This window comes from Blastococcus sp. SYSU DS0539 (assembly GCF_054050855.1).
Genome location: NZ_JBJHAF010000023.1, coordinates 1 through 23,445, shown reverse-complemented (window position 1 = coordinate 23,445; position 23,445 = coordinate 1). Strand labels below are relative to the sequence as shown.

At 75.3% G+C, this 23,445-nt stretch carries 25 protein-coding genes; 6 read left to right on the top strand and 19 right to left on the bottom strand.

Annotated elements, in window-relative coordinates; translation table 11 throughout:
- Positions 1–130: 130 nt before the first annotated feature.
- From tyrS to argC, 9 genes are all read right to left on the bottom strand, one after another.
- A complete protein-coding gene (gene tyrS, locus ACI790_RS19650) occupies positions 131–1,408 on the bottom strand; it encodes a tyrosine--tRNA ligase (protein WP_456571476.1) in 1,278 nt (425 codons plus the stop codon).
- On the bottom strand, positions 1,405–2,073 hold the full coding sequence (locus ACI790_RS19645) for a DNA-3-methyladenine glycosylase (protein WP_456571475.1): 669 nt from the start codon (positions 2,071–2,073) through the stop codon (positions 1,405–1,407). The genes tyrS and ACI790_RS19645 overlap by 4 nt, the downstream gene beginning before the upstream one ends.
- Positions 2,074–2,075: 2 nt before the next feature.
- Complete coding sequence (argH, locus tag ACI790_RS19640) at positions 2,076–3,518, bottom strand: argininosuccinate lyase (RefSeq protein WP_456571474.1); 1,443 nt, start codon at positions 3,516–3,518, stop codon at positions 2,076–2,078.
- Positions 3,515–4,054, bottom strand: coding sequence for an arginine repressor (locus ACI790_RS19635; RefSeq protein WP_456571473.1), 540 nt, complete (start codon positions 4,052–4,054; stop codon positions 3,515–3,517). The genes argH and ACI790_RS19635 overlap by 4 nt, the downstream gene beginning before the upstream one ends.
- A gap of 61 nt (positions 4,055–4,115) precedes the next feature.
- A complete protein-coding gene (argF, locus tag ACI790_RS19630; protein WP_456571472.1) occupies positions 4,116–5,063 on the bottom strand; it encodes an ornithine carbamoyltransferase in 948 nt (315 codons plus the stop codon).
- Positions 5,060–6,250, bottom strand: a complete 1,191-nt coding sequence (locus ACI790_RS19625; RefSeq protein ID WP_456571471.1) for an acetylornithine transaminase — start codon at positions 6,248–6,250, stop codon at positions 5,060–5,062. Before ACI790_RS19625 ends, argF begins: the two co-directional genes overlap by 4 nt.
- Entirely contained in the window at positions 6,247–7,281 is a 1,035-nt protein-coding gene (gene argB / locus ACI790_RS19620) for an acetylglutamate kinase (RefSeq protein ID WP_456571470.1), read from the bottom strand. The genes ACI790_RS19625 and argB overlap by 4 nt, the downstream gene beginning before the upstream one ends.
- Positions 7,278–8,429, bottom strand: coding sequence for a bifunctional glutamate N-acetyltransferase/amino-acid acetyltransferase ArgJ (gene argJ / locus ACI790_RS19615; protein ID WP_456571469.1), 1,152 nt, complete (start codon positions 8,427–8,429; stop codon positions 7,278–7,280). Before argJ ends, argB begins: the two co-directional genes overlap by 4 nt.
- A complete protein-coding gene (gene argC, locus ACI790_RS19610; protein WP_456571468.1) occupies positions 8,426–9,466 on the bottom strand; it encodes an N-acetyl-gamma-glutamyl-phosphate reductase in 1,041 nt (346 codons plus the stop codon). Before argC ends, argJ begins: the two co-directional genes overlap by 4 nt.
- Before the next feature lie 304 nt (positions 9,467–9,770).
- Between argC and ACI790_RS19605 the strand changes: the two genes are divergently transcribed.
- Positions 9,771–10,652 (top strand): diacylglycerol/lipid kinase family protein, encoded by an 882-nt coding sequence (locus ACI790_RS19605; RefSeq protein WP_456571467.1) that lies wholly within the window; start codon positions 9,771–9,773, stop codon positions 10,650–10,652.
- A gap of 46 nt (positions 10,653–10,698) precedes the next feature.
- Here the strand turns inward: ACI790_RS19605 and ACI790_RS19600 are convergent, their stop codons facing one another.
- The 4 genes from ACI790_RS19600 to pheS form a co-directional block, all read right to left on the bottom strand.
- A complete protein-coding gene (locus tag ACI790_RS19600; RefSeq protein ID WP_456571466.1) occupies positions 10,699–11,055 on the bottom strand; it encodes a hypothetical protein in 357 nt (118 codons plus the stop codon).
- 91 nt (positions 11,056–11,146) lie between these two features.
- Positions 11,147–11,953: an SDR family NAD(P)-dependent oxidoreductase gene (locus ACI790_RS19595; RefSeq protein ID WP_456571465.1), complete on the bottom strand. Its 807-nt coding sequence runs from the start codon at positions 11,951–11,953 to the stop codon at positions 11,147–11,149.
- The gene (gene pheT, locus ACI790_RS19590) at positions 11,946–14,408 is read right to left on the bottom strand and encodes a phenylalanine--tRNA ligase subunit beta (RefSeq protein ID WP_456571464.1); all 2,463 of its coding nucleotides are present in this window, start codon (positions 14,406–14,408) and stop codon (positions 11,946–11,948) included. The genes ACI790_RS19595 and pheT overlap by 8 nt, the downstream gene beginning before the upstream one ends.
- A complete protein-coding gene (gene pheS / locus ACI790_RS19585; RefSeq protein WP_456571463.1) occupies positions 14,405–15,472 on the bottom strand; it encodes a phenylalanine--tRNA ligase subunit alpha in 1,068 nt (355 codons plus the stop codon). The genes pheT and pheS overlap by 4 nt, the downstream gene beginning before the upstream one ends.
- A 144-nt stretch (positions 15,473–15,616) precedes the next feature.
- Here pheS and ACI790_RS19580 point away from each other — a divergent pair, with 144 nt between their 5' ends.
- Together ACI790_RS19580 and ACI790_RS19575 are read left to right on the top strand one after the other, a co-directional pair.
- Positions 15,617–17,206 (top strand): EAL domain-containing protein, encoded by a 1,590-nt coding sequence (locus tag ACI790_RS19580; RefSeq protein WP_456571462.1) that lies wholly within the window; start codon positions 15,617–15,619, stop codon positions 17,204–17,206.
- A 203-nt stretch (positions 17,207–17,409) separates the two neighbouring features.
- Complete coding sequence (locus ACI790_RS19575) at positions 17,410–17,634, top strand: hypothetical protein (RefSeq protein WP_456571461.1); 225 nt, start codon at positions 17,410–17,412, stop codon at positions 17,632–17,634.
- A gap of 13 nt (positions 17,635–17,647) precedes the next feature.
- On the opposite strand, the gene ACI790_RS19570 is transcribed toward ACI790_RS19575, so the two are convergent.
- From ACI790_RS19570 to ACI790_RS19545, 6 genes are all read right to left on the bottom strand, one after another.
- Positions 17,648–18,310 carry a TetR/AcrR family transcriptional regulator gene (locus tag ACI790_RS19570; protein WP_456571460.1) on the bottom strand — a complete coding sequence of 221 codons (663 nt, stop codon included), beginning with the start codon at positions 18,308–18,310 and terminating at the stop codon, positions 17,648–17,650.
- Between the two features lie 272 nt (positions 18,311–18,582).
- The gene (locus tag ACI790_RS19565; protein WP_456571459.1) at positions 18,583–19,377 is read right to left on the bottom strand and encodes a TrmH family RNA methyltransferase; all 795 of its coding nucleotides are present in this window, start codon (positions 19,375–19,377) and stop codon (positions 18,583–18,585) included.
- 95 nt (positions 19,378–19,472) lie between these two features.
- A complete protein-coding gene (gene rplT / locus ACI790_RS19560) occupies positions 19,473–19,856 on the bottom strand; it encodes a 50S ribosomal protein L20 (RefSeq protein WP_456571458.1) in 384 nt (127 codons plus the stop codon).
- Between the two features lie 41 nt (positions 19,857–19,897).
- Positions 19,898–20,092 carry a 50S ribosomal protein L35 gene (rpmI, locus tag ACI790_RS19555; RefSeq protein ID WP_269194637.1) on the bottom strand — a complete coding sequence of 65 codons (195 nt, stop codon included), beginning with the start codon at positions 20,090–20,092 and terminating at the stop codon, positions 19,898–19,900.
- Positions 20,093–20,195: 103 nt separating this feature from the next.
- Entirely contained in the window at positions 20,196–20,744 is a 549-nt protein-coding gene (gene infC / locus ACI790_RS19550; RefSeq protein WP_456571457.1) for a translation initiation factor IF-3, read from the bottom strand.
- 396 nt (positions 20,745–21,140) lie between these two features.
- Entirely contained in the window at positions 21,141–21,632 is a 492-nt protein-coding gene (locus ACI790_RS19545; protein ID WP_456571456.1) for a PH domain-containing protein, read from the bottom strand.
- Between the two features lie 52 nt (positions 21,633–21,684).
- On the opposite strand from ACI790_RS19545, the gene ACI790_RS19540 reads away from it, so the two are divergent.
- The 3 genes from ACI790_RS19540 to ACI790_RS19530 form a co-directional block, all read left to right on the top strand.
- Positions 21,685–22,734, top strand: coding sequence for an MBL fold metallo-hydrolase (locus ACI790_RS19540; protein WP_456571455.1), 1,050 nt, complete (start codon positions 21,685–21,687; stop codon positions 22,732–22,734).
- Positions 22,713–22,880, top strand: a complete 168-nt coding sequence (locus ACI790_RS19535) for a hypothetical protein (protein ID WP_456571454.1) — start codon at positions 22,713–22,715, stop codon at positions 22,878–22,880. The genes ACI790_RS19540 and ACI790_RS19535 overlap by 22 nt, the downstream gene beginning before the upstream one ends.
- Before the next feature lie 94 nt (positions 22,881–22,974).
- Positions 22,975–23,445 (top strand): uroporphyrinogen-III synthase (locus tag ACI790_RS19530; RefSeq protein ID WP_456571453.1); only part of this gene is annotated, 471 nt, incomplete at its 3' end.

Below are 23,445 nucleotides of genomic sequence, written 5' to 3'. Positions count from 1 at the left end.
TTCCGGGCCGCTCGGCGCAAAGAGAAAGTTACACGCCCCTCCCAGCCCGGTCAAACCCACCCCCCGTGACCCCCGACACGCCCCCGCCACACCCCCGACACCCACCCGTCATCCACGGGCCGGGCGGAGGTCAGCCGGCCCGGCGGACCCCGGCGATCGCCCGCCGGCCACGCCGCAGCACCAGCCACCCCCCGGCCAGCCAGGCGTCGTTCGGGGGCACGACCTCGGCGTCGGTCACCCGTTCGTTGTTGAGGTAGGCGCCGCCCTCCTTCACCGTGCGCCGCGCCTCGGACAGGCTGGCGACGAGGCCGGTCTGCTGCAGCAGCTGGGCCACGGTCGGCACCTCGCCGTCGACGGTGATGCTCCCGGCCTCCTCGAGGGCCGCCGTCAGCGTCGCGGCGTCGAGGGAGGCGAGGTCCTCGCGGCCGAACAGGGCCCGGCCGGCGGCCTCCGCCTGGCGCAGCTGGTCGGGTCCGTGCACGAGCAGGGTCAGCTCCTCGGCGAGGGCCCGCTGCGCCGTGCGCGCCGCCGGCCGCTCGATGCTCTCGGCGATCAGCGCCTCGAGCTCCTCGGCCGGGCGCTCCGAGTACAGGGGCAGCCACATCCGGGCGTCCGCGTCGTCGGCGTTGAGCCAGAACTGGAAGAAGGCGTACGGCGACGTCAGCGCCGGGTCCAGCCACACCGCGCCGCCCTCGGACTTGCCGAACTTCGTGCCGTCGGACTTCGTCACCAGCGGGGTGGACAGCGCGTGCACCGCCGCTCCCTCGGTGCGGCGCACCAGATCGATCCCCGCCGTCAGGTTGCCCCACTGGTCGGACCCGCCGGTCTGCAGCGTGACCCCGTGCCGCCGGTGCAGCTCCCGGAAGTCGTTGGCCTGCAGGATCTGGTAGCTGAACTCCGTGTAGCTGATCCCCGCCTCGGAGTTCAGCCTCGCGGAGACCGCCTCCTTGGCCAGCATCTTGCCGACCCGGAAGTGCTTGCCCAGGTCGCGGAGGAAGTCGATCGCCGAGACGGGCGCGGTCCACTCCAGGTTGTTCACGTAGACCGGACCCCGCAGGCCCTCGGTCTCGGCGGGCACGTCCAGGAACGGCGCGACCTGCTCGCGGATGCGCTCCACCCAGGCCGCCACGGTGTCCCGGTCGTTGAGCTGGCGCTCGGACGACGGCCGGGGATCGCCGATCAGGCCGGTCGCGCCGCCGACGAGGACGACGGGCTGGTGACCGGCCCGCTGGAGGGCGCGGAGCACCATGAACTGGAGCAGGTGCCCCACGTGCAGGCTCTGCGCGGTCGGGTCGAAGCCGGCGTAGTACGCGACCGGACCCTCGGCGAGATGGGCGCGCAGCGCGGCCTCGTCGGTGCTCTGGGCGATCAGCCCGCGGCGGTGCAGCTCGTCGATCACGTCGGTCACGGGGGTCCATCCTGCCCGGCGCCCCGGCGTCGCGGCTTCCCGCCCGCCCGGAACACGCTCACCGAGGGGGCGCCGGTCTCCCAGAACCGCCACGGCAGCTCGGTGGCCTTGCTGATGCCGACCCGCGGTCCGGCCGAGACGGCGGCCGGGGGGCCGCCCCGGTGCAGCCGGACGGGACCGCCGGCGTCGAGCAGGTCGCTCCCCCGGTCCGCGGGCCCGATGCCCAGCGCCTGGGTGAGCCGGGCCGGCCCCCGGGCCAGGTCCCGGGCGGTCCGGGCGGCGGGCCGGCGCCGCCGCGCCAGCTCCTCCCCCACCATGACCGCACCGGCCCGCATCAGCACCGCCGAGCCGCGCCCCTCCGGGCCGACGACGACGTTGGCGCACCAGTGCACGCCGTAGCTGAAGTACACGTACAGCCGCCCCGGCGGGCCGAACATGATCTCCGCCCGCGGCGTCGGCCCGCCGTGGGCGTGCGAGGCCGGGTCCTCCCCCTGCCCGGAGTAGGCCTCGACCTCCGTCAGCCGCAGCGCCACCCGGCCCTCGGGGCGGTCGGTGACCACCCAGCAGCCGAGCAGCGCCGGAGCCACGACGTCGACCGGCCCGAGCAGGTCCTCCGCGCGGACCAGGGGGCCCGGCCCGGGCCGGGGAGCGTCGGACGGCGGCACGGTCAGAGGACCGGCGCCACCGGCGACGACGAGGCCCAGCGCGCGTGCGCGGCCGCGAGGTCCGTGAGCGAGGCGACCTGCTCGGCGACCCGTTCCGGTGCGGTTCCACCGCGGGTGCTGCGCGCGGCGAGCGCGCCGCGCACCGAGAGCACCGAGCGCACCTCCGGCGTCAGCCGCTCGTCGATGCCGGCCAGCTGGTCGTCGTCGAGCTGGTCGAGCTCCAGCCCGGCCTCCTCGCAGAAGGCGACCATCGCGCCGCTGATCTCGTGCGCCGAGCGGAACGGAACCCCCTGCCGGACCAGCCACTCGGCGACGTCGGTGGCCAGCGCGAAGCCCTGCGGCGCGGCGGCCTCGAGCACCTCGGGGCGCAGGGTCAGCGTCGCGATCATCCCGGTGACGGCGGGCAGCAGGAGGAGCAGCTGCTCCATGGAGTCGAAGACCGGCTCCTTGTCCTCCTGCAGGTCGCGGTCGTAGGCCAGCGGCAACCCCTTGAGCATGGTGAGAATGCCGGTGAGGTTGCCGACGAAGCGACCCGACTTCCCTCGCGCCAGCTCGGCGATGTCGGGGTTCTTCTTCTGCGGCATGATCGACGACCCGGTCGCCCAGGCGTCGTCCAGGCGCGCCCAGCCGAACTCCGTCGAGGTCCAGAGCACGACCTCCTCGCCCAGCCGGGAGAGGTGGACGCCGAGCAGGGCGGCGACGAAGCAGAACTCGGCGGCGAAGTCGCGATCGCTCACGCCGTCGATGGAGTTGTCCGAGGCCCGGTCGAAACCGAGCTCCGCGGCGACGGCGTCGGGGTCCAGCGGCAGCGACGAGCCGGCCAGCGCGCCGGAGCCGTAGGGGCTGACGGCGGCCCGCCGGTCCCAGTCCTGCAGGCGGTCGACGTCGCGGGCGATCGAGTGGGCGTGCGCCAGCAGCTGGTGGGCGATGAGCACGGGCTGGGCGTGCTGCAGGTGGGTCATCCCCGGCGCCGCGACGTCCCGGTACCGCTCGGCCAGGCCGACGAGGGCGAACTCCAGCGACGAGAGCTCGCCGACCAGGGCCCGCACGGAGTGGCGCAGGTACAGCCGCAGGTCGGTCGCGATCTGGTCGTTGCGGCTGCGGCCGGCGCGCAGCTTGCCGCCCAGCGCGCCGAGCTTCTCGGTGAGACCGCGCTCGAGCGCCTCGTGCACGTCCTCGTCGGAGTCGATCGCGGTGAAGGTGCCGGCCGCGACCTCCGCGGAGAGCTCCCGGAGGGCCCCGATCATCTGCTCGAGCTCGTCGTCGGCCAGCAGGCCGGCGCGGTGCAGCACGCGGGCGTGGGCCCGGGAGCCCGCCAGGTCGAAGGGCGCCAGCTGCCAGTCGAAGTGCGTGGACTTCGACAGCGCCGTCATCGCCGGCGAGGGGCCGCCGCCGAAGCGTCCGCCCCAGAGCCGGGTCTGCGATCCAGGTCCGCTGCTGCTCACGTGCCGGGTTCCTCTTCCAGGTCGGCGCTCAGTTCGGGGTAGACGGCGGGGGTGCGCTGCGCGAGCGCGCGCAGCCGGTCGGCCAGGGCCGGCCCGCCGTCGGGGTCGCGCGAGACGACCAGCAGAGTGTCGTCCCCCGCGATCGTGCCCAGGACATCGGGGAGGCCCACCTTGTCCAGCGCCGAGGCCAGGAACTGCGCGGCGCCGGGCGGCGTGCGCAGCACGGCGAGGTTGGCGCTGCCCTCGGCGCCGGTGAGCAGGTCGGCCAGCAGCCGGGTCAGCCGGGCCGGCGCCGCCTGGGCCGGGCGCAGCGGGGCGTTCTCCGGCGGCAGCACGTAGGACGCCGGGGCGCCGTCGGAACCGCGCATCTTGACCGCGCCGAGCTCCTCGAGGTCCCGGGAGAGCGTGGCCTGGGTGACCTCGATGCCCGATCCGGCCAGCAGCGCGGCGAGCTGGGTCTGCGAGGTCACCGGCTGGGCCTCGATCAGCTGGCGGATCCGCGCCTGCCGGGCCGACCGCGTCAGCGCCTGGGTCATGCCGGCCGTGCCCCGGGGCGCCGGCGTCGCGCGGGACGGCGGCGCACCGGGCACCCGACGGTCACGAGTTCTTCTCCAGCAGCCAGGTCAGCAGCGCCTTCTGCGCGTGCAGCCGGTTCTCCGCCTCGTCCCAGACCACGCTCTGCGGCCCGTCGATCACCTCGGCGGCGATCTCCTTGCCGCGGTAGGCCGGCAGGCAGTGCAGGACGACGGCGTCGTCGGCGGCGCGGGCGAGGGCTGCCTCGTCGACGGCGTAGGGCAGGAACGGGGCGACGCGGGTGTCGTGCTCGTCCTCCTGACCCATGGAGACCCAGGTGTCGGTGACCAGGACGTCGGCCCCGTCGGCGGCGGCGTCGGCGTCGGCGGTCCAGCCGACCGAGCCGCCGGTGGCCGCCGCGATCGCCGCGGCCCGCTCCAGCACGGCCGGGTCGGGGCGGAAGGTCTCCGGGGACCCGATCCGCACGTGCATGCCGGCCGTGGCGCCGCCGAGCAGGTAGGAGTGCGCCATGTTGTTGGCGCCGTCGCCCAGGTAGGTCATCGAGCGGCCGGCCAGCGAGCCCTTGTGCTCGATCACCGTCTGCAGGTCCGCGAGGATCTGGCACGGGTGGTACTCGTCGGTGAGGGCGTTGACCACCGGCACCCGGCTGACCGACGCCATGGCCTCGATCCGGTCCTGGCCGAAGGTCCGCCAGACGATCGCGGCGGCCTGCCGGTCGAGCACGCGGGCGGTGTCCGCGATGGGCTCGCCGCGGCCCAGCTGGCTGCTGCCGGCGTCGATGACCAGCGGGTAGCCGCCGAGCTCGGCCACACCGACGGAGAAGGACACCCGGGTGCGGGTCGAGGGCTTGTCGAAGAGCACCGCCACCGCGCGCGGCGTGCCGTTCGGGGTGCGCAGCGGGGTGGGCGCCTCCGCCGTGTGCCGGCTCGCCTTGAGCGAGGCGGCCAGCGCCAGCACCTCGGCCTGCTCGTCCGGGGCGAGGTCGTCGTCCTTCAGGAAGTGCCGGGTCACGAGCCGTTCTCCAGAGCGGTGTCGAGGGCAGCGGGCAGGGCCGCGACGAAGGCGTCGACCTGCGCGTCGGTGAGGACGAGGGGCGGGGCGAGGCGCAGCACGCCCGGCCCGACCGCGTTGGTCAGGAAGCCGGCGGTCCGGAGGGTGGTCTCCAGGGCGGCGGCGACGTCGGCGGTGAGGACGACGCCGAGCAGCGCGCCCCGCCCCCGGACGCCGCTGATGCCGGCGTGCCCGAGCCCCTCGATGCCGGTGGTGAACCGGTGCTCGAGCTCCTTGGCGCGCTCCAGCAGCCCCTCGTCGCGGATGGTGTCGAGCACGGCCAGCGCGGCGGCGGCGGCGATCGGGTTGCCACCGAAGGTGGAGCCGTGGGAGCCCGCCGTCAGCAGGTCCGCGGCCTCGCCGAAGGCGAGCATCGCACCAATGGGCAGGCCGCCGCCGAGCGCCTTGGCCAGCGTGATGACGTCGGGGTGCAGGCCGTCGGCCTGGTGCGCGAACCAGTGGCCGGTGCGGCCGATGCCGGTCTGCACCTCGTCGACGGCGAACAGCGCGCCGGCCTCGGACGCGGCGGAGGCGGCGGCGGGGAGGTAGCCGGCCGGCGCGGGCAGCACGCCGCCCTCGCCGAGCATCGGCTCGAGCAGCACCATCGCGGTCTGGGCGGAGACGGCGCCGGCCAGCGCGGCCTCGTCCCCGTACGGCACGTAGGTGACGCCGCCGGGCAGGGGGGCGAACGCGGCGGCCTTGGACGGCTGCCCGGTGAGCGCGAGCGCGCCCATCGTCCGGCCGTGGAAGGCGCCCTCGGCGGTGATCACCCGCGGGCGGCCGGTGAGCCGGCTGAGCTTGAACGCCGCCTCGTTGGCCTCGGCGCCGGAGTTGCAGAAGAAGACCCGCCCGGGCCGGCCGGCGAGGTCGAGCAGCCGCTCGGCGAGCAGGATGCCCGGCTCGTGCATGGCCAGGTTGGAGACGTGGCCCAGCTTCGCCGCCTGGGCGGTGATCGCCTCGACCACCCGGGGGTGGGCGTGGCCGAGGATCGTCGTCGCGATGCCACCGAGCAGGTCGGTGTACTGGCGCCCGTCGACGTCGGTGACGGTCGCCCCGGAGCCGGAGGCGAGCGCGACCGGCGGCGCCTTGTAGTTGTTCATCATCACGGCCGACCAGCGGCGGGCCAGCTCCTCGGTGTGCGTCGTCATGCTGTGCCCTCCTTCTGGTCCTTCGCCGGGACGACCATCGTCCCGGTGCCTTCGGTGGTGAACGTCTCCAGCAGCAGGGCGTGCGGCGTCCGGCCGTCGACGACGGTCGCCCGCCTCACTCCGCCCTCGACCGCCCGCAGGCAGGCGGCCATCTTCGGGATCATCCCGGCGTCCAGCGTGGGCAGGATCTCGGCCAGCTCGCGGGCGTCGATCTGCTGGACCAGCGAGTCACGGTCCGGCCAGTCGGCGTAGAGCCCCTCGACGTCGGTGAGCACGACGAGCTTCACCGCGCCCAGCGCCGCGGCGAGCGCCGCCGCCGCGGTGTCGGCGTTGACGTTGTGCACGACGCCGTCGGCATCCGGGGCGACGCTGGCCACCACCGGGATGTGGCCGGCGTCGAGCAGCGCGGTGACCGGGGTGGTGTCCACCGCCACCACGTCGCCGACCAGGCCGACGTCGACCGGCTCGCCGTTCACCACCGCGGTGGTCCGCTGCGCGGTGAACAGGCCGCCGTCCTCCCCGGACAGGTGCACCGCCATCGGCCCGTGCTGGTTGATCAGCCCGACGATGTCGGGGCCGACCTGGCCGGTGAGCACCATGCGGACGACGTCGATCGTCTCGGGGGTGGTCACCCGCAGGCCGCCGCGGAACTCGCTGCCGATCCCGAGCTTGGCCAGCATGGCGCTGATCTGCGGGCCGCCGCCGTGCACGACCACGGGCAGGATGCCGCAGGTCCGCAGGAAGACCATGTCCTCGGCGAAGGCCCGGCGGCACTCGTCGTCGACCATGGCGTGCCCGCCGTACTTGATGACGACGACGTTGCCGTGGAACTCCTTGAGCCACGGCAGCGCCCCGGTGAGGACGGCGACCTTGGCGGCGTCACCCTCGGGGTCCTTCGTCCGCATCACCCGGCGGGTGCCGACCGTCCGCGGCGACCGCGGCGGGGGAACCGGCTCGTCGATCCGGACGTCGGGGGGCGTCGGGTCCTGGGGTGCGGGGTCCTGGAGTGCGGGGTCCTGGTGCTGGCTCATGTGGAGTAGGCCGAGTTCTCGTGCACGTAGGCGATCGACAGGTCGTTGGTCCAGATGGTCGCCTGCTCGGTGCCGGCCCTCAGGTCGACGTCGATGGTGATCTCCCGGCCGGTGAGGTCGACGCCCTCCCGCGGGTCGCCGATCGCGCCGCCGCGGCACACGGTGACGCCGTTGATCGTGACGTCGACCTGGTCGGCCTCGAACGCGGCGTCGGTGGTGCCGATGGCGGCCAGCACCCGGCCCCAGTTCGGGTCGTTGCCGAACAGAGCCGTCTTGAGCAGGTTGTTGCGTGCGCAGGCCCGGCCGGCGGTCAGCGCGTCCTCGACCGTGGCGGCGCTGCGGACGGTGATCGCGATGTCCTTGGTGGAGCCCTCGGCGTCGGCGAGCAGCTGCATGGCCAGGTCGGTCGCCGCCGCGGTGAGGGCCTCGGTGAGCTCCTCCTCGGTCGGCGTGACGCCGGACGCGCCGTTGGCCAGCACGATCACCGTGTCGTTGGTGGACAGGCAGCCGTCGGAGTCGACCCGCTCGAAGCTGACCGCGGTCGCCGTCCTGAGCGCCCGCTGCAGGACGTCGGGGTCGGCGGTCGCGTCGGTGGTGAGGACCACGAGCATCGTGGCGAGGCTGGGGGCGAGCATGCCCGCGCCCTTGGCCATGCCGCCCACGGTCCAGCCGTCGCGCTGCTGGGCCGTCGTCTTCGGCACCGAGTCGGTGGTCATGATCGCGCGGGCGGCGTCGAGGCCGCCGTCCCCGCTCAGCGCCTGCACCGCGGCGGTGACCCCGGCGGTGAGCTTCGCCATGGGCAGCCGCATGCCGATCAGGCCGGTGCTGGCGACGGCGACGTCGATCGCGCCGATCTCCAGCTGCGCGGCGGCGTGCTCGGCGGTGGCGTGGGTGTCCTGGAAGCCCTCGGGGCCGGTGCAGGCGTTCGCCCCGCCGGAGTTGAGGACGACCGCGCGCGCCCGCTGCCCGGCCAGCACCTGCCGGCTCCACTGCACGGGCGCGGCCGGGAAGCGGTTGGTGGTGAAGACGGCGGCGGCGGCGTCGTCGGGCCCGGTGTTGAGGACGACGGCGACGTCCGGGTCCCCGGAGGACTTGAGCCCGGCCGCGACGCCGGCGGCGGAGAACCCCTGCGGGGCGGTGACGGTCACGGTGCAACTCCAACCAGGGGGAGGCCGGTGGTCTCGGGCAGGCCGAGGGCGAGGTTGGCGCACTGGAGCGCCGCTCCCCCGGTGCCCTTGGTGAGGTTGTCGACGGCGGCGACGACGACCAGCCGGTTCGCGTCGGCATCCACCGCGACCTGCAGCGCGACGGTGTTGGCCCCCAGCACCTGGGCGGTGGTGGGCCACTGCCCCTCGGGCAGCAGGTGGACGAACGGCTCGTCGGCGTAGGCCTCCGCGTAGGCGGCCCGGGCGGCGTCCGCGTCGATCCCGGGCCGCAGCCTCGCCGAGCAGGTGGCCAGGATCCCCCGGCTCATCGGGACCAGGGTGGGGGTGAAGCTGACGCTCACCGGCGCGCCCGCGGCCTGGGTGAGCCCCTGGATCATCTCCGGCGTGTGCCGGTGCACTCCCCCGACGCCGTAGGCGCTGGCCGCACCCATGACCTCGCTGCCGAGCAGGTGCGGCTTGGGCGACTTCCCCGCGCCGCTCGTCCCGCTGGCGGCGACGACCACGACGTCGGGCTCGACCAGCCCGGCGGCCAGCGCCGGGGCGAGGGCGAGGGTGACCGAGGTCGGGTAGCAGCCGGGGACGGCGATCCGCGTCGCGCCCGCCAGCTTCTCCCGCTGACCGGGCAGCTCGGGCAGGCCGTAGGGCCAGGTGCCGGCGTGCACGCCGCCGTACCAGCGCGCCCAGGCTGCGGGGTCGTTGAGCCGGTGGTCGGCGCCGCAGTCGATGACCAGCGTCTCGGCGGGCAGCTGGTCGGCGATCGCCGCCGACTCCCCGTGCGGCAGCGCCAGGACGACGACGTCGTAGCCGGCGAGGCTCGCCGCGTCGCTGGGCTGCACCTCCATGCCGGCGAAGGGCAGCAGATGGGGCTGCAGCTCACCCAGGCGTCGGCCGGCGCTCGAGTTGGCGTGCACCCCGGCCAGCCGGAGGTCCGGATGCCCGGCCAGCAGCCGGCACACCTCGCCTCCCGCGTACCCGGTGGCGCCGGTGACCCCGACCGTCCACGTCTGCCCTGTGCTCACGATGCATGACCATACACGGCTGTGCATGACCGTTCACCGGGATATCGGTGACCCGCGGCGCCGCCCCGGGCCCGGGTGGTTGCCGGGTGCAGCCGGGCGAACGCCGCCGCAGCGACGGACGCCGGCACGGTCGCGACGCTCAGCGCAGCAGCGTGGCCGCCGCCTCCAGCCCCGGCTCCAGGGCCGGGAACCGTGCCGGACGCCACCGACGACCGCACAGTCGAGCCGGTCGGGCAGGACAGCTCACCCGGGCCGGTCGGTCCCACGGGGACTGCGCACCTCGCACCGTGGGCAGTGGCCGGGGGTGACCTCGTTCGACCGGATCGTCATCGTCTACAACCCGCAGAGCACCGGTAGCGCTCAGGAGTCGGCCGAGGAGCTCCGGAGCGACCTGGCGGACCGGCTCGCGGCTGTGCCGCTGGAGCTCTCCCCCACCCACCATGCCGGGCACGCCCGCGACCTCGCCCGGGAAGCCGCCGGCTCGGAGAGCCCCCTCATCGTCTCGGTGAGCGGCGACGGCGGCTACAACGAGGTGGTCAACGGCGTCATGGACGCCGGGAACGACCGCGCGGTCTGCGCGGTGCACGCCGCCGGAAACGCCAACGACCACCGGCGGACCACCCGGGAGAGGCCGCTGGCTGACGCGATCGTGGCCGGCGACGTCCGGCGGATCGACCTGCTCCGGCTGACCGTCGGGAGCGGTACCGCCGCCTGGGTCCGATACGCGCACTCCTACATAGGCGCCGGCCTGACACCGGTCGTCGCGGTGGACCTGGAGAAGGGCGGCAAGGGGTCGTGGCGCGAGATCGCATCGGTGGTCCGGGGGTTCTCGCGTTTCCGGCCCTTCCCCATCCGGCTCGAGGACGGCCGCCGCCACCGGATCGACAGCCTGGTGTTCGCCAACATTCCCGAGATGGCCAAGTACGCGAAGCTCAGCGACAGCGGCGTCCCGGACGACGGTCGCTTCGAGGTGATCACCGAGCGGCAGACCGGCAAGCTGCGCGTGCTGTCCACCGCGATCAGGGCAGTGACCAGAGGACTGGGCCCCCAGCCCGGCGCCACCCACTACGCCTTCACGACGCTGGCCCCTATGCCGCTGCAGCTGGACGGTGAGCTGGTGGCGCTGGACGCGGGCACCCCCGTGTCCGTCGACATCGCGCCGGGGGCACTGGCCACGATCGTGTGATCGGCCCGGCTCCGGCGTCGGAGTCCCTCCCGTCCGGTTCCGCGGGTCAGGTGCGCAGCGGTCGCGGGCGGTCCCGCCCGCGGTCCACCCACGAGATCGTCGCGGCGGCCAGCAGCAGGAGCGACGGCAGCAGGAAGCCGAGCCCGAGGCCCAGGCCGGTGAGCAGCGACCACCCGACCGAGACGGCCCCGAGGAGGGCGACCACCGCCGGCGCGAGCATCGTCCCGCTCGCGCGCTCCGCCCACAGGGCGAGCAGCCCGCAGGTCAGCGGGACGCCGAACAGCACGAGGGCGAACCCGCCGCTGTCCGCCCACGCGGCCCGCCCGGACCAGGCGGCGAACGCGGCGAGGCCCACGAGCGAGACGGCGATCAGCCCGCGGGCACCCGGGGAGGAGGTCGCCATGCTGCGCCCCCCTCGCTCGGCACCGTCTCCGCACCGTGGCACGCCCGCCCGGCGGGGTCAACGGCGCCGGGGCCACCGGAGGACCGGGGGCTCAGCCGAGCGGGTCGGCGTCCCCGTAGGGCCGCAGCCGCAGTCGCCGGGCGGCGTCCTCAGGCGTGGTGGCCCGGAGCGTGGCCAGGTCGTCCTTGCCGGCGCGGACGAAGCGGCCCGACCACTGGTCGAGCTCGCCGGCCGCGATCGCCGCGACCAGCTCGACCACCTGCTCCGGCGGCGTCCAGTCCGTGAAGCCCTGCCACATGTGCATCGAGCGGGTCATCGGGGTGTCCACGACGCCGGGCGCGACGTCGAAGGCCCGCACGTCCGAGCCCTCCAGGGCGGTGGCCAGGCTCTCGGTGAGCCGCATCAGCCCGGTCTTGGCCACCGAGTAGGCGGAGTAGTCGGGATTGGCGCGGGTGCTCATGCCGCTGGCGATGTTGACCACCCGGCCGCGGTTGCGCAGCACCATCCACGGCACCAGCGAGCGGATGGTCAGCTGCGCGCCGCGGACGTGGCTGGAGACGACGTCCCACCACTGGTCCGGGTCGGCCTCCCACACCGGCACCTCGAACTCGTCGATCAGCCCGGCGTTGTTGACCAGCAGGTCCACCTGCCCCAGCTCGGCGACCACCCGCGCGGTCGCCTCCTCCACCGACGCGCGGTCGGTGACGTCGGCGGCGACCGCCAGGGTGCGCACGCCCGTGACGTCGGCGACCTCGGCCATCGCCGTCCGCAGCCGGTCCTCGGTCCGGGCCAGGCCGGCCACGGCCATGCCGCGGGCGGCCAGCCCCTCGACCAGGTGCCGGCCGATGCCGGTGGAGGCGCCGGTGACCAGCGCGACCTGGCCGGAGAGGTCAGCCACGGAGCCGGGCCCCCGTCCGGGCGGTGGCGGCGGCCAGCGCCGCGTCGCGGACGGCGGTCGCCTCCTCACCGGTGAGCGTGCGGTCCGGCGCCCGCAGGGTGAGCGCGTAGGCCAGGGAGCGGGAGCCCGCCGGCACCGGCGCGCCGGTGTAGACGTCGAACAGCCGCAGCGACTCCAGCAGCTCGCCCGCACCCTCGCGCAGCGCCGCCGCGACGTCGGCCGCGGGGACCTCGTCCCGCACCACCAGGGCCAGGTCGATCAGGACCGGCGGGAAGGTGGAGATCGACGGCGCCTGCGGCACGGCCGGCGCGGGCAGCGCGTCGGCGTCGAGCTCCATCACCGAGGTGCGGGCCGGGAGGTCCAGCGCCGCGCACACCCGCGGGTGCAGCTCGCCGGCGTAGCCGACCACCCGGTCGCCGACCAGCAGCTCGGCGCACCGGCCCGGGTGCCAGGGCGCCCGGTCGCCCGCGCGCACGGTGAGCTCCGCGCCGGCGGCCTGGGCCACCACGTGGGCGGCCTGCACCGCGTCGGCCCACTCGGCGGGGCGGCCGGGGCCCCACCAGCCGCGCGGCTCGCGCTGCCCGGTGAGCGCCACGGCCACGTGCCACGGCTGCGCCGGCACCGCGCCCAGCAGGGCGGCGAGGGTGGCGTCGTCGGGCCGGCGGTCGACGCCCGGCAGCGGCGCGGCGGTGCGCTCCCGGCCGGGGAACACCGTGCCGTGCTCGAAGACGGCGACGTCGCGCCGGCCGCGGGCGAGGTTGCGGGCCAGGGCGGCCAGCAGTCCGGGCAGCAGCGTGGTGCGCAGCGCCGGGGCCTCCTCCGACAGCGGGTTGCGGACGGTGTTCACCCGTCGGCGCTCGTCGTCCTCGGGCAGGCCGAGGGCGTCGAGCTGCGCGGAACCGAGGAACGGGAAGGAGGGGGCCTCGACGTAGCCGGCGTCGGCCAGCGCGCGGCCGATGCTGCGCCGCCGGCGCTGCCGCTCGGTGAGCCCTCCGCCGGGCGGCGCGGTCGGCAGGATCGAGGGGATCTCGTCGAAGCCGCGGAAGCGCACGACCTCCTCGACGAGGTCGGCGGGCTCGCGGAGGTCACCGCGCCAGGACGCCGGGGTCACCACCAGGGTGTCGGCGTCGCCGGCGACCTGCGAGCCGATGACCTCGAGCGCCTCGACCACCTGGTCGCGGGTGTACGGCACGCCGGCGATCCGGCCGGGCAGCCCGGCGTCCAGGGCGACGACCGGGCGCGGGCCGCGGCTGTCGACGTCGACCGGCGCGCCGGTCACCCGGGCGCCGCCGTGCTCGACGAGCAGCGCGGCCGCCCGGGCGAGGGCCACGACGGTGACCTCGGGGTCGGTGCCGCGCTCGAAGCGCTTGCCGGCCTCGCTGGGCAGCCGGTGCCGGCGGACGCCGCGGGAGATGCCGGTCTGCTCCCAGTGCGCGGCCTCGAGCAGCACCGCGCTGGTGGCGTCGCCGATCTCGGTGGACGCGCCGCCCATGACGCCGGCCATGCCGATGGGCCCGGAGTCGTCGGTGATCAGCAGGTCGTCGTCGGTGAGCACGCGGTCGGCGCCGTCGAGGGTGGTGAGCCGCTCCCCCGCCGTCGCCCGGCGGACCGTGATCGGCCCGCGCACGGCGTCGCGGTCGAAGGCGTGCATCGGCTGGCCGAGCTCGAGCATCACGTAGTTGGTGACGTCGACGGCCAGCGAGATGCTGCGCACCCCGCACTGGGTGAGCCGCCGGCGGAGGGCCCACGGGCTGGGCGCGGCCGGGTCGAGGCCCTCCAGCGCGAGCATGGAGAACCGGTCGCAGCGGTCGGGGTCGGCGACGGTGACCTCCCACGCCGGCGCGCCGGACCAGTCCGGCAGCGGGAGGTCGGCCGGGTCGCGCCAGGGGACGCCGAGCACGCCGGCCAGGTCGCGGGCGATCCCGCGCATCGACATGGCGTAGCCGCGGTCCGGCGTCACCTCGAGGTCGAAGACGACGTCGTCCAGGCCCAGCACGTCCGCCGCCGGGGTGCCCGGCACGTAGCCACCCTGGCCCAGCACCAGGATGCCCGCGTGGTCCTCGCCGATGCCCAGCTCGCGGACCGAGCAGATCATCCCGTCCGAGACGTGGTCGTAGGTCGTGCGCGCGGCGATGGCGAAGTCGCCGGGGAGCACCGCACCGGGCAGCGCGGCGACCACCAGGTCGCCGACGGCGAAGTTGCGGGCGCCGCAGACGATGCCGCGCGGCTCCGGCTCCCCGACCTCGACCTGGCAGTAGCGGATCGGCTTCTTGAAGCCGGTCAGCTCCTCGATCTCCAGCACCCGGCCGACGACGAGCGGGCCGGTGGTCACCGGTGGGCGGCCGACGTCCTCCACCTCGAAGCCGAGCCGGACGAAGGCGTCGTCGAGCTGGTCGACGGTGAGGCCGGCCGGGAGGTCGACGAGCTCGGACAGCCAGCTGATGGGGACCTTCACTGCTCAACTCCGAAAGGCATCGTGAAGCGGACGTCGGCCTCGGCGATGTCGTGCATGTCCGACACCGCGGAGCGGAACTGCAGCGCCCGCTCGATGCCCATGCCGAAGGCAAAGCCGGAGTAGACGTCGGGGTCGATGCCGCAGGCGCGCAGCACCCGCGGGTTGACCATCCCGCAGCCACCCCACTCGACCCACTGCGGGCCGTCCCGGTGCTCGGGGAACCAGACGTCGAACTCCGCCGACGGCTCGGTGAAGGGGAAGAAGTGCGGCCGCCACCGGGTGCGCGCGTCCGGGCCGAACAGCTGCCGGGCCAGGTGGTCGAGCGTGCCGCGCAGGTGGGCCATGGTCAGCCCCCGGTCGACGGCGAGGCCCTCGACCTGGTGGAAGACCGGCAGGTGCGTCGCGTCCAGCTCGTCGGTCCGGTAGACCCGCCCCGGCGCGACGACGTAGATCGGCGGCTGCCGGTCGAGCATGGTGCGCGCCTGCACCGGGCTGGTGTGGGTGCGCAGCACCAGCCCGGAGTCCTCGGGCGCGACGAAGAAGGTGTCCATCATCGACCGCGACGGGTGGTCGGGGCCGATGTTGAGCGCGTCGAAGTTCAGCCACTCCGCCTCGAGCTCCGGGCCCTCGGCGACCGCGTACCCCATGCCCACGAAGATGTCGGCGATCCGGTCGGTCAGCGTGGTCAGCGGGTGCCGGGCGCCGCGCGGGCTGCGGTCCCAGGGCAGGGTGACGTCGACCCGCTCCTCGGCCAGCACCCGCTCGTCCCGCTCGGCCTCCAGCTGGGCCAGCCGCTCGGCGTAGGACCGCTTGAGCTCGCCGAGCACGCTGTTGAGCCGCTTGCCCGCGTCGGAGCGCGCCGCGGGGGGCAGCGCGCCCAGCTCACGCCGGGCGAGCAGCAGCGGCGCCCGGTCACCGAGGTGGTCGGGCCGCACGGCCGCGAGCTGCGCCAGGTCGGCCGCGTTCGCGAACGCCGCGACGCCGAGCTCCAGCGCGGAGCCCAGGGCCTCCTGGGACAGCGCGGCGACCTGCTTCGGGTCGTAGGGATCGTTGGCGCCAGACACGGGAGGCCATTCTGCCCGGCGACCGCCGGGGCCCGCGCCTGGGTGCCACCGACCCGGCCTCCCCCTTCGGGGCGAGCGCGGCCGGTTCGGCTCCGGACGGGCGCCCGCCCGGCCGATCTCCCCTCCGTGGACCTCGCACACCCGATGCCCGACCCCGCCCTGACCGCCGCCCTCCGCCCCGGCGGGGTGCGCAGCGTGTTCCAGCCCATCGTCGAGCTCGACACCGGCTCCGTGGTGGCCTACGAGGCGCTCGCGCGCGGGCCCGAGGGGCCGCTGCAGCGCCCGGACCTGCTGTTCGCCGCCGCCCGGGAGGCCGGTCTGCTCGCCGAGCTGGACGCCGCCTGCCGCGTGGCCGCGTTCAGCGGCGCGGTGCGGCACGGCCTGCCCGCGCCCCTGGCGCTGTTCGTCAACGTCGAGCCCGAGGTGCTCGACACCGCGCCGCTGGAGGAGTTGCTCGCCATCGCCGAGGCCGCGCCCGGTGGGCTGCGGGTGGTCCTGGAGATCACCGAGCGGGCGCTCGCCGCCCGGCCGGCCGAGCTGCTGCGCACGGTGGCACGGGTCCGGGAGCTGGGCTGGGGCATCGCGCTGGACGACGTCGGCGCCGATGCCATGTCCCTGGCGTTCATGCCGATGCTGCGCCCGGACGTGGTGAAGCTGGATCTCCGGTTGGTGCAGGAGCGCCCCGGCCCGGCGATCGCGCAGATCATGAACGCGGTCAACGCCTACGCCCAGGCGACCGGGGCCGCGGTGCTCGCCGAGGGCATCGAGGACGACACCCACCTGGCCATGGCCCGCGCGCTCGGCGCCACCCTCGGGCAGGGCTGGCTGTTCGGCCGCCCCGCGCCCGAACCCGCCTCCGACCGGCCGGCGGGCTCGCTGCCGCCGCCGGTCGAGAACGCGCAGGCCGGCGTCGAGCCGGGTTCGCCGTTCGGCTGCCTCCCCGCGGGGACGGCGCTGCGCCGGGCGCCGAAGGCGCTGCTGATCGAGCTGAGCAAGCAGCTGGAGCGCGAGGCCCTGCGGCTGGGCGAGACCTGCGTGGTGACGGCGACCTTCCAGGAGGCCCGGCACTTCACCCCCGCGACGGCGCAGCGGTACCGCGACCTGGTCGAGCGCACCGGCTTCGTCTGCGCGCTCGGCGAGGGGCTGCCCGCCGAGCCTCTGCCCGGCCTGCGCGGCACCGACCTGGCCGCGAGCGACCCCGTGCGCGGCGAGTGGGACGTCGTCGTCCTGGCTCCGCACTTCAGCGTCGCCCTGGTGGCGCGCGACCTCGGGACCACCGGCCCGGACCTGCAGCGGGAGTTCGAGTACGCCCTCACCTACGACCGCGACGTCGCCGTCCGGGCGGCCCGCAGCCTGCTCGGCCGGGTCGCGCCACGCACCGGCGCGACGGCGCCCCGCCCGGAGGCCCGGCCCGCTCCCGCCGCGACCGCCGCCGCGGCCACGGTGACCGAGCTGCTCGGGGACGCCGCACTGGTGCGGCGGGCCCTGGCGGCGACGCCGAGCGGGGTGTGCCTGGTCGACGTCCGCCTGCCCGACCAGCCGCTGGTGTACGTCAACCCCGCCTTCGAGCGGCTGGCCGGGCTGCCGCGGGAGGAGCTGCTGGGGCGCAACTGCCGCTTCCTGCAGGGGCCCGACACCGACCCCGGTGCGCTGGCCCGCATCCGGACCGCGGTCGCCGCCGGCGAGGAGGCCCGCGAGCCGCTCACCCGCCTGGCCACCCGCCGGCACCTGTAGGAGCAGGCCGGGACGGCGCTGTGGAGCGCCCGTGCCGCCGGGGACGCCGTGGCGCTCGTGGTGGTGGCCGTCGACGATCTGGCCTCGGTCGAGGAGCGGCACGGCAGCGCTGCCGCGGAGGAGCTGGTGACCGCCACGGCGCAGCGGCTCCGCGGCGGCTGCGGCGCGGCGACCTGGTCGCGCGCTGGACCCGCGACTCGTTCGTGGTGGTGCTGCCCTGCCTCGCGGCCGGCAGCGCCGCCCGGGAGGCCGACCGGGTGCGGGCCGAGTTGGCGGAGGCGGTCCGCGGGCCGGTCGTCGTCGGGAGCACGCCGCCGTCGGCCGGTGTCCGGACCGGTGCGAGTTGCTTCCCGGCCGACGCCGACGACGTCGCGGGGCTGCTGGTCGTGGCCGACCGCGCGGCCGGCCGGCTCCCCGCCGCTCGCTGAACGCGGGGGCCGGTCAGCCCCGGGGCGGGAGCAGCGTGCCCAGGCCGCCGTCGGCCAGGTCGGTGAGCTGGTCGACCAGGTCGGCCGCGGACACGGTGCGCGCCCCCGACCACCAGTGCGTGGCCAGCTGGACCATGCCGACGACGCCGTAGGCCCACGTCATGGCGCCCTCGGCCGGGCGCCCGGCGTCGGTGAGCCGCTGGGCGAGCAGGCTGCCCAGCGCGCCGGCGACGGCGTGCTCGGTGGCCGCCACCAGGTCGGCTCGGCCCGCGCGCCCGGCCTGGGCGTAGGCGAAGCGGTAGAGCGCCGGCTCGTCCTCGATCAGCGAGACGAAGGCGGCGATGACCGCCCGTAGCTGCTGCCGGTCGTCGGCCCCGCGGTCGGCGGTCAGCTCGCCGAGCAGGCGGGGCAGCAGGATCGCCTGGGAGATGCGCTCCAGGACGGCGTCGATCAGCTCGTCCTTGTCGCTGAAGTACCGGTAGATCACCGTCTTCGAGACCCCTGCGCTGCGGGCGACGTCGTCGACGGAGAAGTCCGGACCGGCCAGGCGGACCGCCCCGACGGCGGCGCCGACGAGGTCCTCCCGCCGGGCACGACGGTGCTCGGTCCACCGGGAGCGACGTCCGTCCGTCGTGGGGGGTGCCGGAGCATCCGCGACCCGCTGCGTGTGTTCCACGGTAACAGCTACCTTCCCTCTCCAGCCGTGCTCGACGTCCCGGGGGAGCTCGCCGACGACCCGCATCCTTCCGTCCCGGCCCCGACTGGACGACAGCAAGGCGCCCGTCGAGCGCCGGGCCCTCGCCACCAGTCTCCTCGGGCCGGCCGCCGGGAAGTCCTACGACCCGTGCACGGATACTGCTCGATCCCGGGCGCCGGCAGCCGGTTCGGGCACCTGCCGGTGCAACGGGTGCTCGGCGACGTCCACGGCGACGAGCGCCTGCGCCGGGCTCAGCCCTGGGCGAGCTGGGTGGTGTAGAGGCAGATCGCTGCCGCGGCGGCCAGGTTGAGGCTCTCCGCCCGGCCGCGCATCGGGATGCGCACCCGGGCATCGGCCAGGGCGGCGAGATCGGCGGGCACGCCCCGCGCCTCGTTGCCGAACAACCACAGCACCGGACCGGCGAGGCGACCGCCGGCGGCCGCCTCGTCGAGGGCCGCCTCTCCCCCGCCGTCGGCGGCCAGCACCGTGCCTCCACCGGCCCGCCAGGCCGGGAGGAACTCCTCGAGCGGGGCGCCGCGGACGACGTCGAGGTGGAACAGGCTGCCGGCGCTCGACCGCACGGCCTTGCCGCCGTACGGGTCCGCCGAGCCGGCACCGAAGACGACCGCACCGGCCCCGCAGGCATCCGCCGTCCGCAGCACGGTACCGGCGTTGCCCGGGTCCGCGAGCTCGGCCAGCGCCACCGCCAGGGCCGGTGGGGCGGCCAGGACGTCGTCGGCCGGGACGTCGCGCAGTTCGCACACGGCGACCAGCCCCTGCGGGGTGACGGTCTCCGACAGCCCGGCCGCGGCCTTCCCGGTGACCGGCCGCACCGGCACCCGCGTCTCGGCGAGCAGGTCGCGGTGCGCGGCCGCGGCCGCCTCGGTGGCGAACACCTCGCGGACGCGGTGGGGCTGGGCCAGCGCCTCGGCCACGGCCTGCCGCCCCTCGGCGAGGAAGAGCCCCGCCGCGTCCCGCCCGGCGCGCCGGGTGAGCTTGCGCGCGGCGACGATGCGGGCAGAGCGCTCGGTGAGCGGCTCGGTCACGGGGTCTCCCTCCTGCACTGGACGCGACGACGCCGCCGGCGCCGACCACGGAGGGCCGGTCACCGACGGCGTCGGGCTGTTCGGTACCGCCTGGATCAGGCGGCGGCTTCGTTCGCCGGATCGGCGGCGACCGCGGCGCGCGCGGTCTCCACCAGGGCGGCGAAGGCGGCCGGCTCGTTCACGGCGAGCTCGGCGAGGACGCGACGGTCCAGCTCGATGCCGGCGAGCTTGAGCCCCTGCATGAACCGGTTGTAGGTCATGTCGTTGAGGCGCGCCGCGGCGTTGATGCGGGTGATCCACAGCTTGCGGAAGTCACCCTTGCGCGCCTTGCGGTCGCGGTAGGAGTACGTCGCCGAGTGGAGCAGCTGCTCCTTGGCCTTGCGGTACAGCCGGGACCGCTGGCCGCGGTAACCGGCTGCGGCCTCCAGGGTCGTCCGGCGCTTCTTCTGGGCGTTGACCGCCCGCTTCACGCGTGCCACGTGAGTGCTCCTGTCTTTCTAAAGGTCAGTGGAGGGGACGCTCAGATGCCCAGGAGCTTCTTGAGGTTCTTGGCATCGGCCGGGGAGACGACCTGGTCCTGGTCGAGCCGGCGCTTGCGGGTGCCGGACTTGTGCTCGAACTTGTGCTGGTTGTTCGCCTGCTCGCGCATGAGCTTCCCGGTGCCCGTGACGCGCACCCGCTTGGCGGTGCCCTTGTGGGTCTTCTGCTTCGGCATGTCCCTCGCCTGTCCTGATCGTCTTCATGCGGGTGGTGCGGCAGCGCCGAGCCGCCACACGCACCCGGTGGTCTCGGTGGTGCGGTTCCTGCGGAACAGGAGGTCAGGCGCTGGGCGCCTGCTCCGCTTCCTGTGCCTGCTCACCCTTGGCCGGTCGGCTCTTGCTCTGCTGCGCCTGCTGCTGCAGCGCCTGGGCGTTCCGGTGCGGGGCGATCACCATGACCATGTTCCGGCCGTCCTGCTTCGGGTTGGACTCGACGACGCCCAGCTCGGACACGTCGGCAGCCAACCGCTGCAGCAGGCGGTAGCCCATCTCCGGGCGCGACTGCTCGCGACCGCGGAACATCACGGTGATCTTGACCTTGTCGCCGCCCTTGAGGAAGCGCTCGACGTGGCCCTTCTTGGTCTCGTAGTCGTGCGGGTCGATCTTGAGGCGCAGCCGCATCTCCTTGATGACGGTGAGCGCCTGGTTCCGCCGGGCCTCGCGGGCCTTCTGGGCGGACTCGTACTTGAACTTTCCGTAGTCCATGAGCTTGGCGACGGGCGGCCGGGCCATGGGAGCGACCTCGACGAGGTCGAGCTCGGAGTCCTGGGCCAGGCGCAGCGCTTCGCCGATCGACACGATGCCGACCTGCTCGCCCTCGGGTCCCACGAGGCGGACCTCGGGAACGCGGATACGGTCGTTGATGCGGGGCTCGGTGATGGCCTCTCCTTACGCTGCTGCGTGGGAGGAGTCGCTGGCCCACCCGGGCGCCGACGCACAGAAGGCCCCGCGAGCGTCTGCTCACGGGGCCCACTCGGCCGGTGGCGCACGAACCCTCGCGGGTACGTGCGTACGCGATCACCGGCCTGCGGCCGGCTCACGCGATCCGGGACCTGGGCGCCTGGACGGCGTCAGGTGGGAGCGGGCTCCTCTTGGATCAGCGGCCCGGGCGGGGCCGCTGGTGGTTCGCGCGCCTCGATGTAGCGGGGAGGCACGCCCACGATACAGCGTCCCGGCCCGGAGGAACATTCCGACCCCCGCGGGGGGCGGGACCGGGTCCGCCGCTCAGTCGTCGTAGAGCAGGGGCGGCCGGACCGGGTCCTTGGCGCGGGCGGCGGCGTGCAGCGCGCGCAGCCCCTCGACCGCCCGCACGGCGGCCTCCCCGTCGACGGCCTGCAGCGCGTGCAGCGAGATCTCGTCGCCGTTCTCCAGCAGCAGCGACCCCCAGGCGGACGAGCGCTCGAAGCGCACCGCACGCACCGCCGTCCACGGCAGCTGGTGGTGGACGACGAGATTCCGGACCCGGATGCCGCCGGCGTCGGCGTCCAGCCGCGACCGGCCGAGGAACACCACGCCGGCGCCCAGGACCAGGCCCAGCCCGACCATCGCCGCCTGGTCCACGACGCCGTAGTCGATCACCGTGTTGGTCGTCGACGGCAGGGAGAGCGCGACCAGCACCATCACCACCACGACGACGACCGCGAGGACGGCGAGGAGGAGCCGCATCCGGCGGGGCACGGCGGAGACGGTGGACACGACGGGCTTGGAACCGCTCACACGCCCATGGTGTCAGGACACGCGCCGGACGCGGCTGGCAGAGTGCGACGACGTGGAGATCACCGGCACCGCCCAGCACGCGGCCTGGCAGGCCCGCACCCTCCCCCCGGTCGAGCAGCTGCGTGAGGACCTCTGGTCGGTGCCCGTGCCGATCCCGCACAACCCGCTGCGCTACGTGAGCGTCTACGCCTTCGCCCTCGCCGACGGCGGGCTCGGCCTGATCGACACCGGCTGGGAGAGCGACGAGGGGTGGGCCGCGCTGTCCGACGGGCTGGCCTCGATCGGCGGCTCGGTCGACGACGTCCGCGGCGTGCTGGTGACCCACCTGCACTTCGACCACCTGGGCCTCGCCGCCCGCGTCCGGGAGGCCAGCGGCGCCTGGATCGCCATGCACCCGGCCGACGCCGGCGCGGTGGAGCGGCTGACCCGGATCGAGGCGCGCGCCGCCGTCGCCGCCGAGGTGGAGTTCCTCGTCGGCCTCGGGGCCCCGCGCGCGGACGCGGAGGCCGACGTCGGCGGTGCGGAGAACCTCTCCGGCTTCACCCGCATGGCGGTGCCCGACCGGCTGCTCGAGGACGGCGACTCCGCCGCGTTCCCCGGGTGGTCGCTGCGCGCCGTCCACACGCCGGGGCACACGCCCGGCCACCTGTGCTTCGCCGAGGAGCGCACCGGGCTGCTGTTCTCCGGCGACCACGTGCTGCCGCGCATCAGCCCGAACATCTCCAGCACCGGCCACGGCTCGCCGGACCCGCTGCGCGACTACCTCGACTCGCTGGCCGGGGTGCGCGACCTGGACCCCACCGAAGTGCTGCCCGGCCACGAGTGGCGCTTCCGCGGGCTGGCCGACCGTGTCGACGCGCTCACCGCGCACCACGAGGCGCGCCTGGCCGAGCTGCTGGCCGCCATCGCGGCCCACCCCGGCGCCACGCCCTGGGACCTGGCCGCCCACCTGACCTGGTCGCGCCCCTGGGAGCAGTACGAGCGGCGGATGCGGATCTTCGCCGTCACCGAGACCGACGCCCACCTGCGGCTGCTGGCCAGCCGCGGGCTGGTGACCGGCAGCGGCGGAGCGGTGCCCACGTGGACGTTGCGCCCCCGCTGACCCTCGCCGACCTGGCCGCCCGGCTGCTCGCCGCGGCCCCGCGGCTGGGCGGCACCCGGCTGGTCTGCGTCGACGGGCCGGTCGGCTCGGGCAGGACCACGCTCGCCGCCCGGCTCGCCGACGTGGTGGTCGACGGCGGGCGGTGACCCGTGTCACCGCGGCCGCGTCCACCGGGCGAGGACACACGTCGGAAACCCCATACCGGGGAGGATGGGGACCGACCACATCCGAGGGGGACACGTGACCGACACCGTCGGGGACCAGCCGGCCGAGCTCCCGTTGGCCGGCTACACCGTCGCGGTGACCGCCGCCCGCCGCAAGGAGGAGCTGGGGGCACTGCTGGACCGCCGGGGCGCCCGTGTCGTGCACGCCCCCGCGATCCGGATCGTCCCGCTGGCCGACGACGCGGAGCTGGTCGCGGCGACCCGGCGGGTGCTCGAGGCCCCGGTCGACCTCGTCGTCGCCACCACCGGGGTCGGCTTCCGCGGTTGGCTGGAGGCGGCCGACGCCTGGGACCTGCCGCTGGTCGAGCACCTGCGCGGAGCCCGGGTGCTGGCGCGCGGCCCGAAGGCGCGCGGCGCGATCCGGGGCGGTGGGCTGGTCGACGCCTGGTCGCCGGAGTCGGAGTCCTCCGCCGAGGTGCTCGAGCACCTGCTCTCCGGCGCCGAGGGTCCCCTGGCCGGACGGCGGGTCGCCGTGCAGCTGCACGGC

Bases quoted from the DNA above. Each gene is read 5' to 3' on its own strand.
- ACI790_RS19635 (WP_456571473.1), bottom strand. From the start codon at position 4,054: ATGACCCAGGCGCTGACGCGGTCGGCCCGGCAGGCGCGGATCCGCCAG.
- ACI790_RS19625 (WP_456571471.1), bottom strand. From the start codon at position 6,250: ATGACGACGCACACCGAGGAGCTGGCCCGCCGCTGGTCGGCCGTGATG.
- argB (WP_456571470.1), bottom strand. From the start codon at position 7,281: ATGAGCCAGCACCAGGACCCCGCACTCCAGGACCCCGCACCCCAGGAC.
- ACI790_RS19600 (WP_456571466.1), bottom strand. From the start codon at position 11,055: ATGGCGACCTCCTCCCCGGGTGCCCGCGGGCTGATCGCCGTCTCGCTC.
- ACI790_RS19580 (WP_456571462.1), top strand. From the start codon at position 15,617: ATGCCCGACCCCGCCCTGACCGCCGCCCTCCGCCCCGGCGGGGTGCGC.
- rpmI (WP_269194637.1), bottom strand. From the start codon at position 20,092: ATGCCGAAGCAGAAGACCCACAAGGGCACCGCCAAGCGGGTGCGCGTC.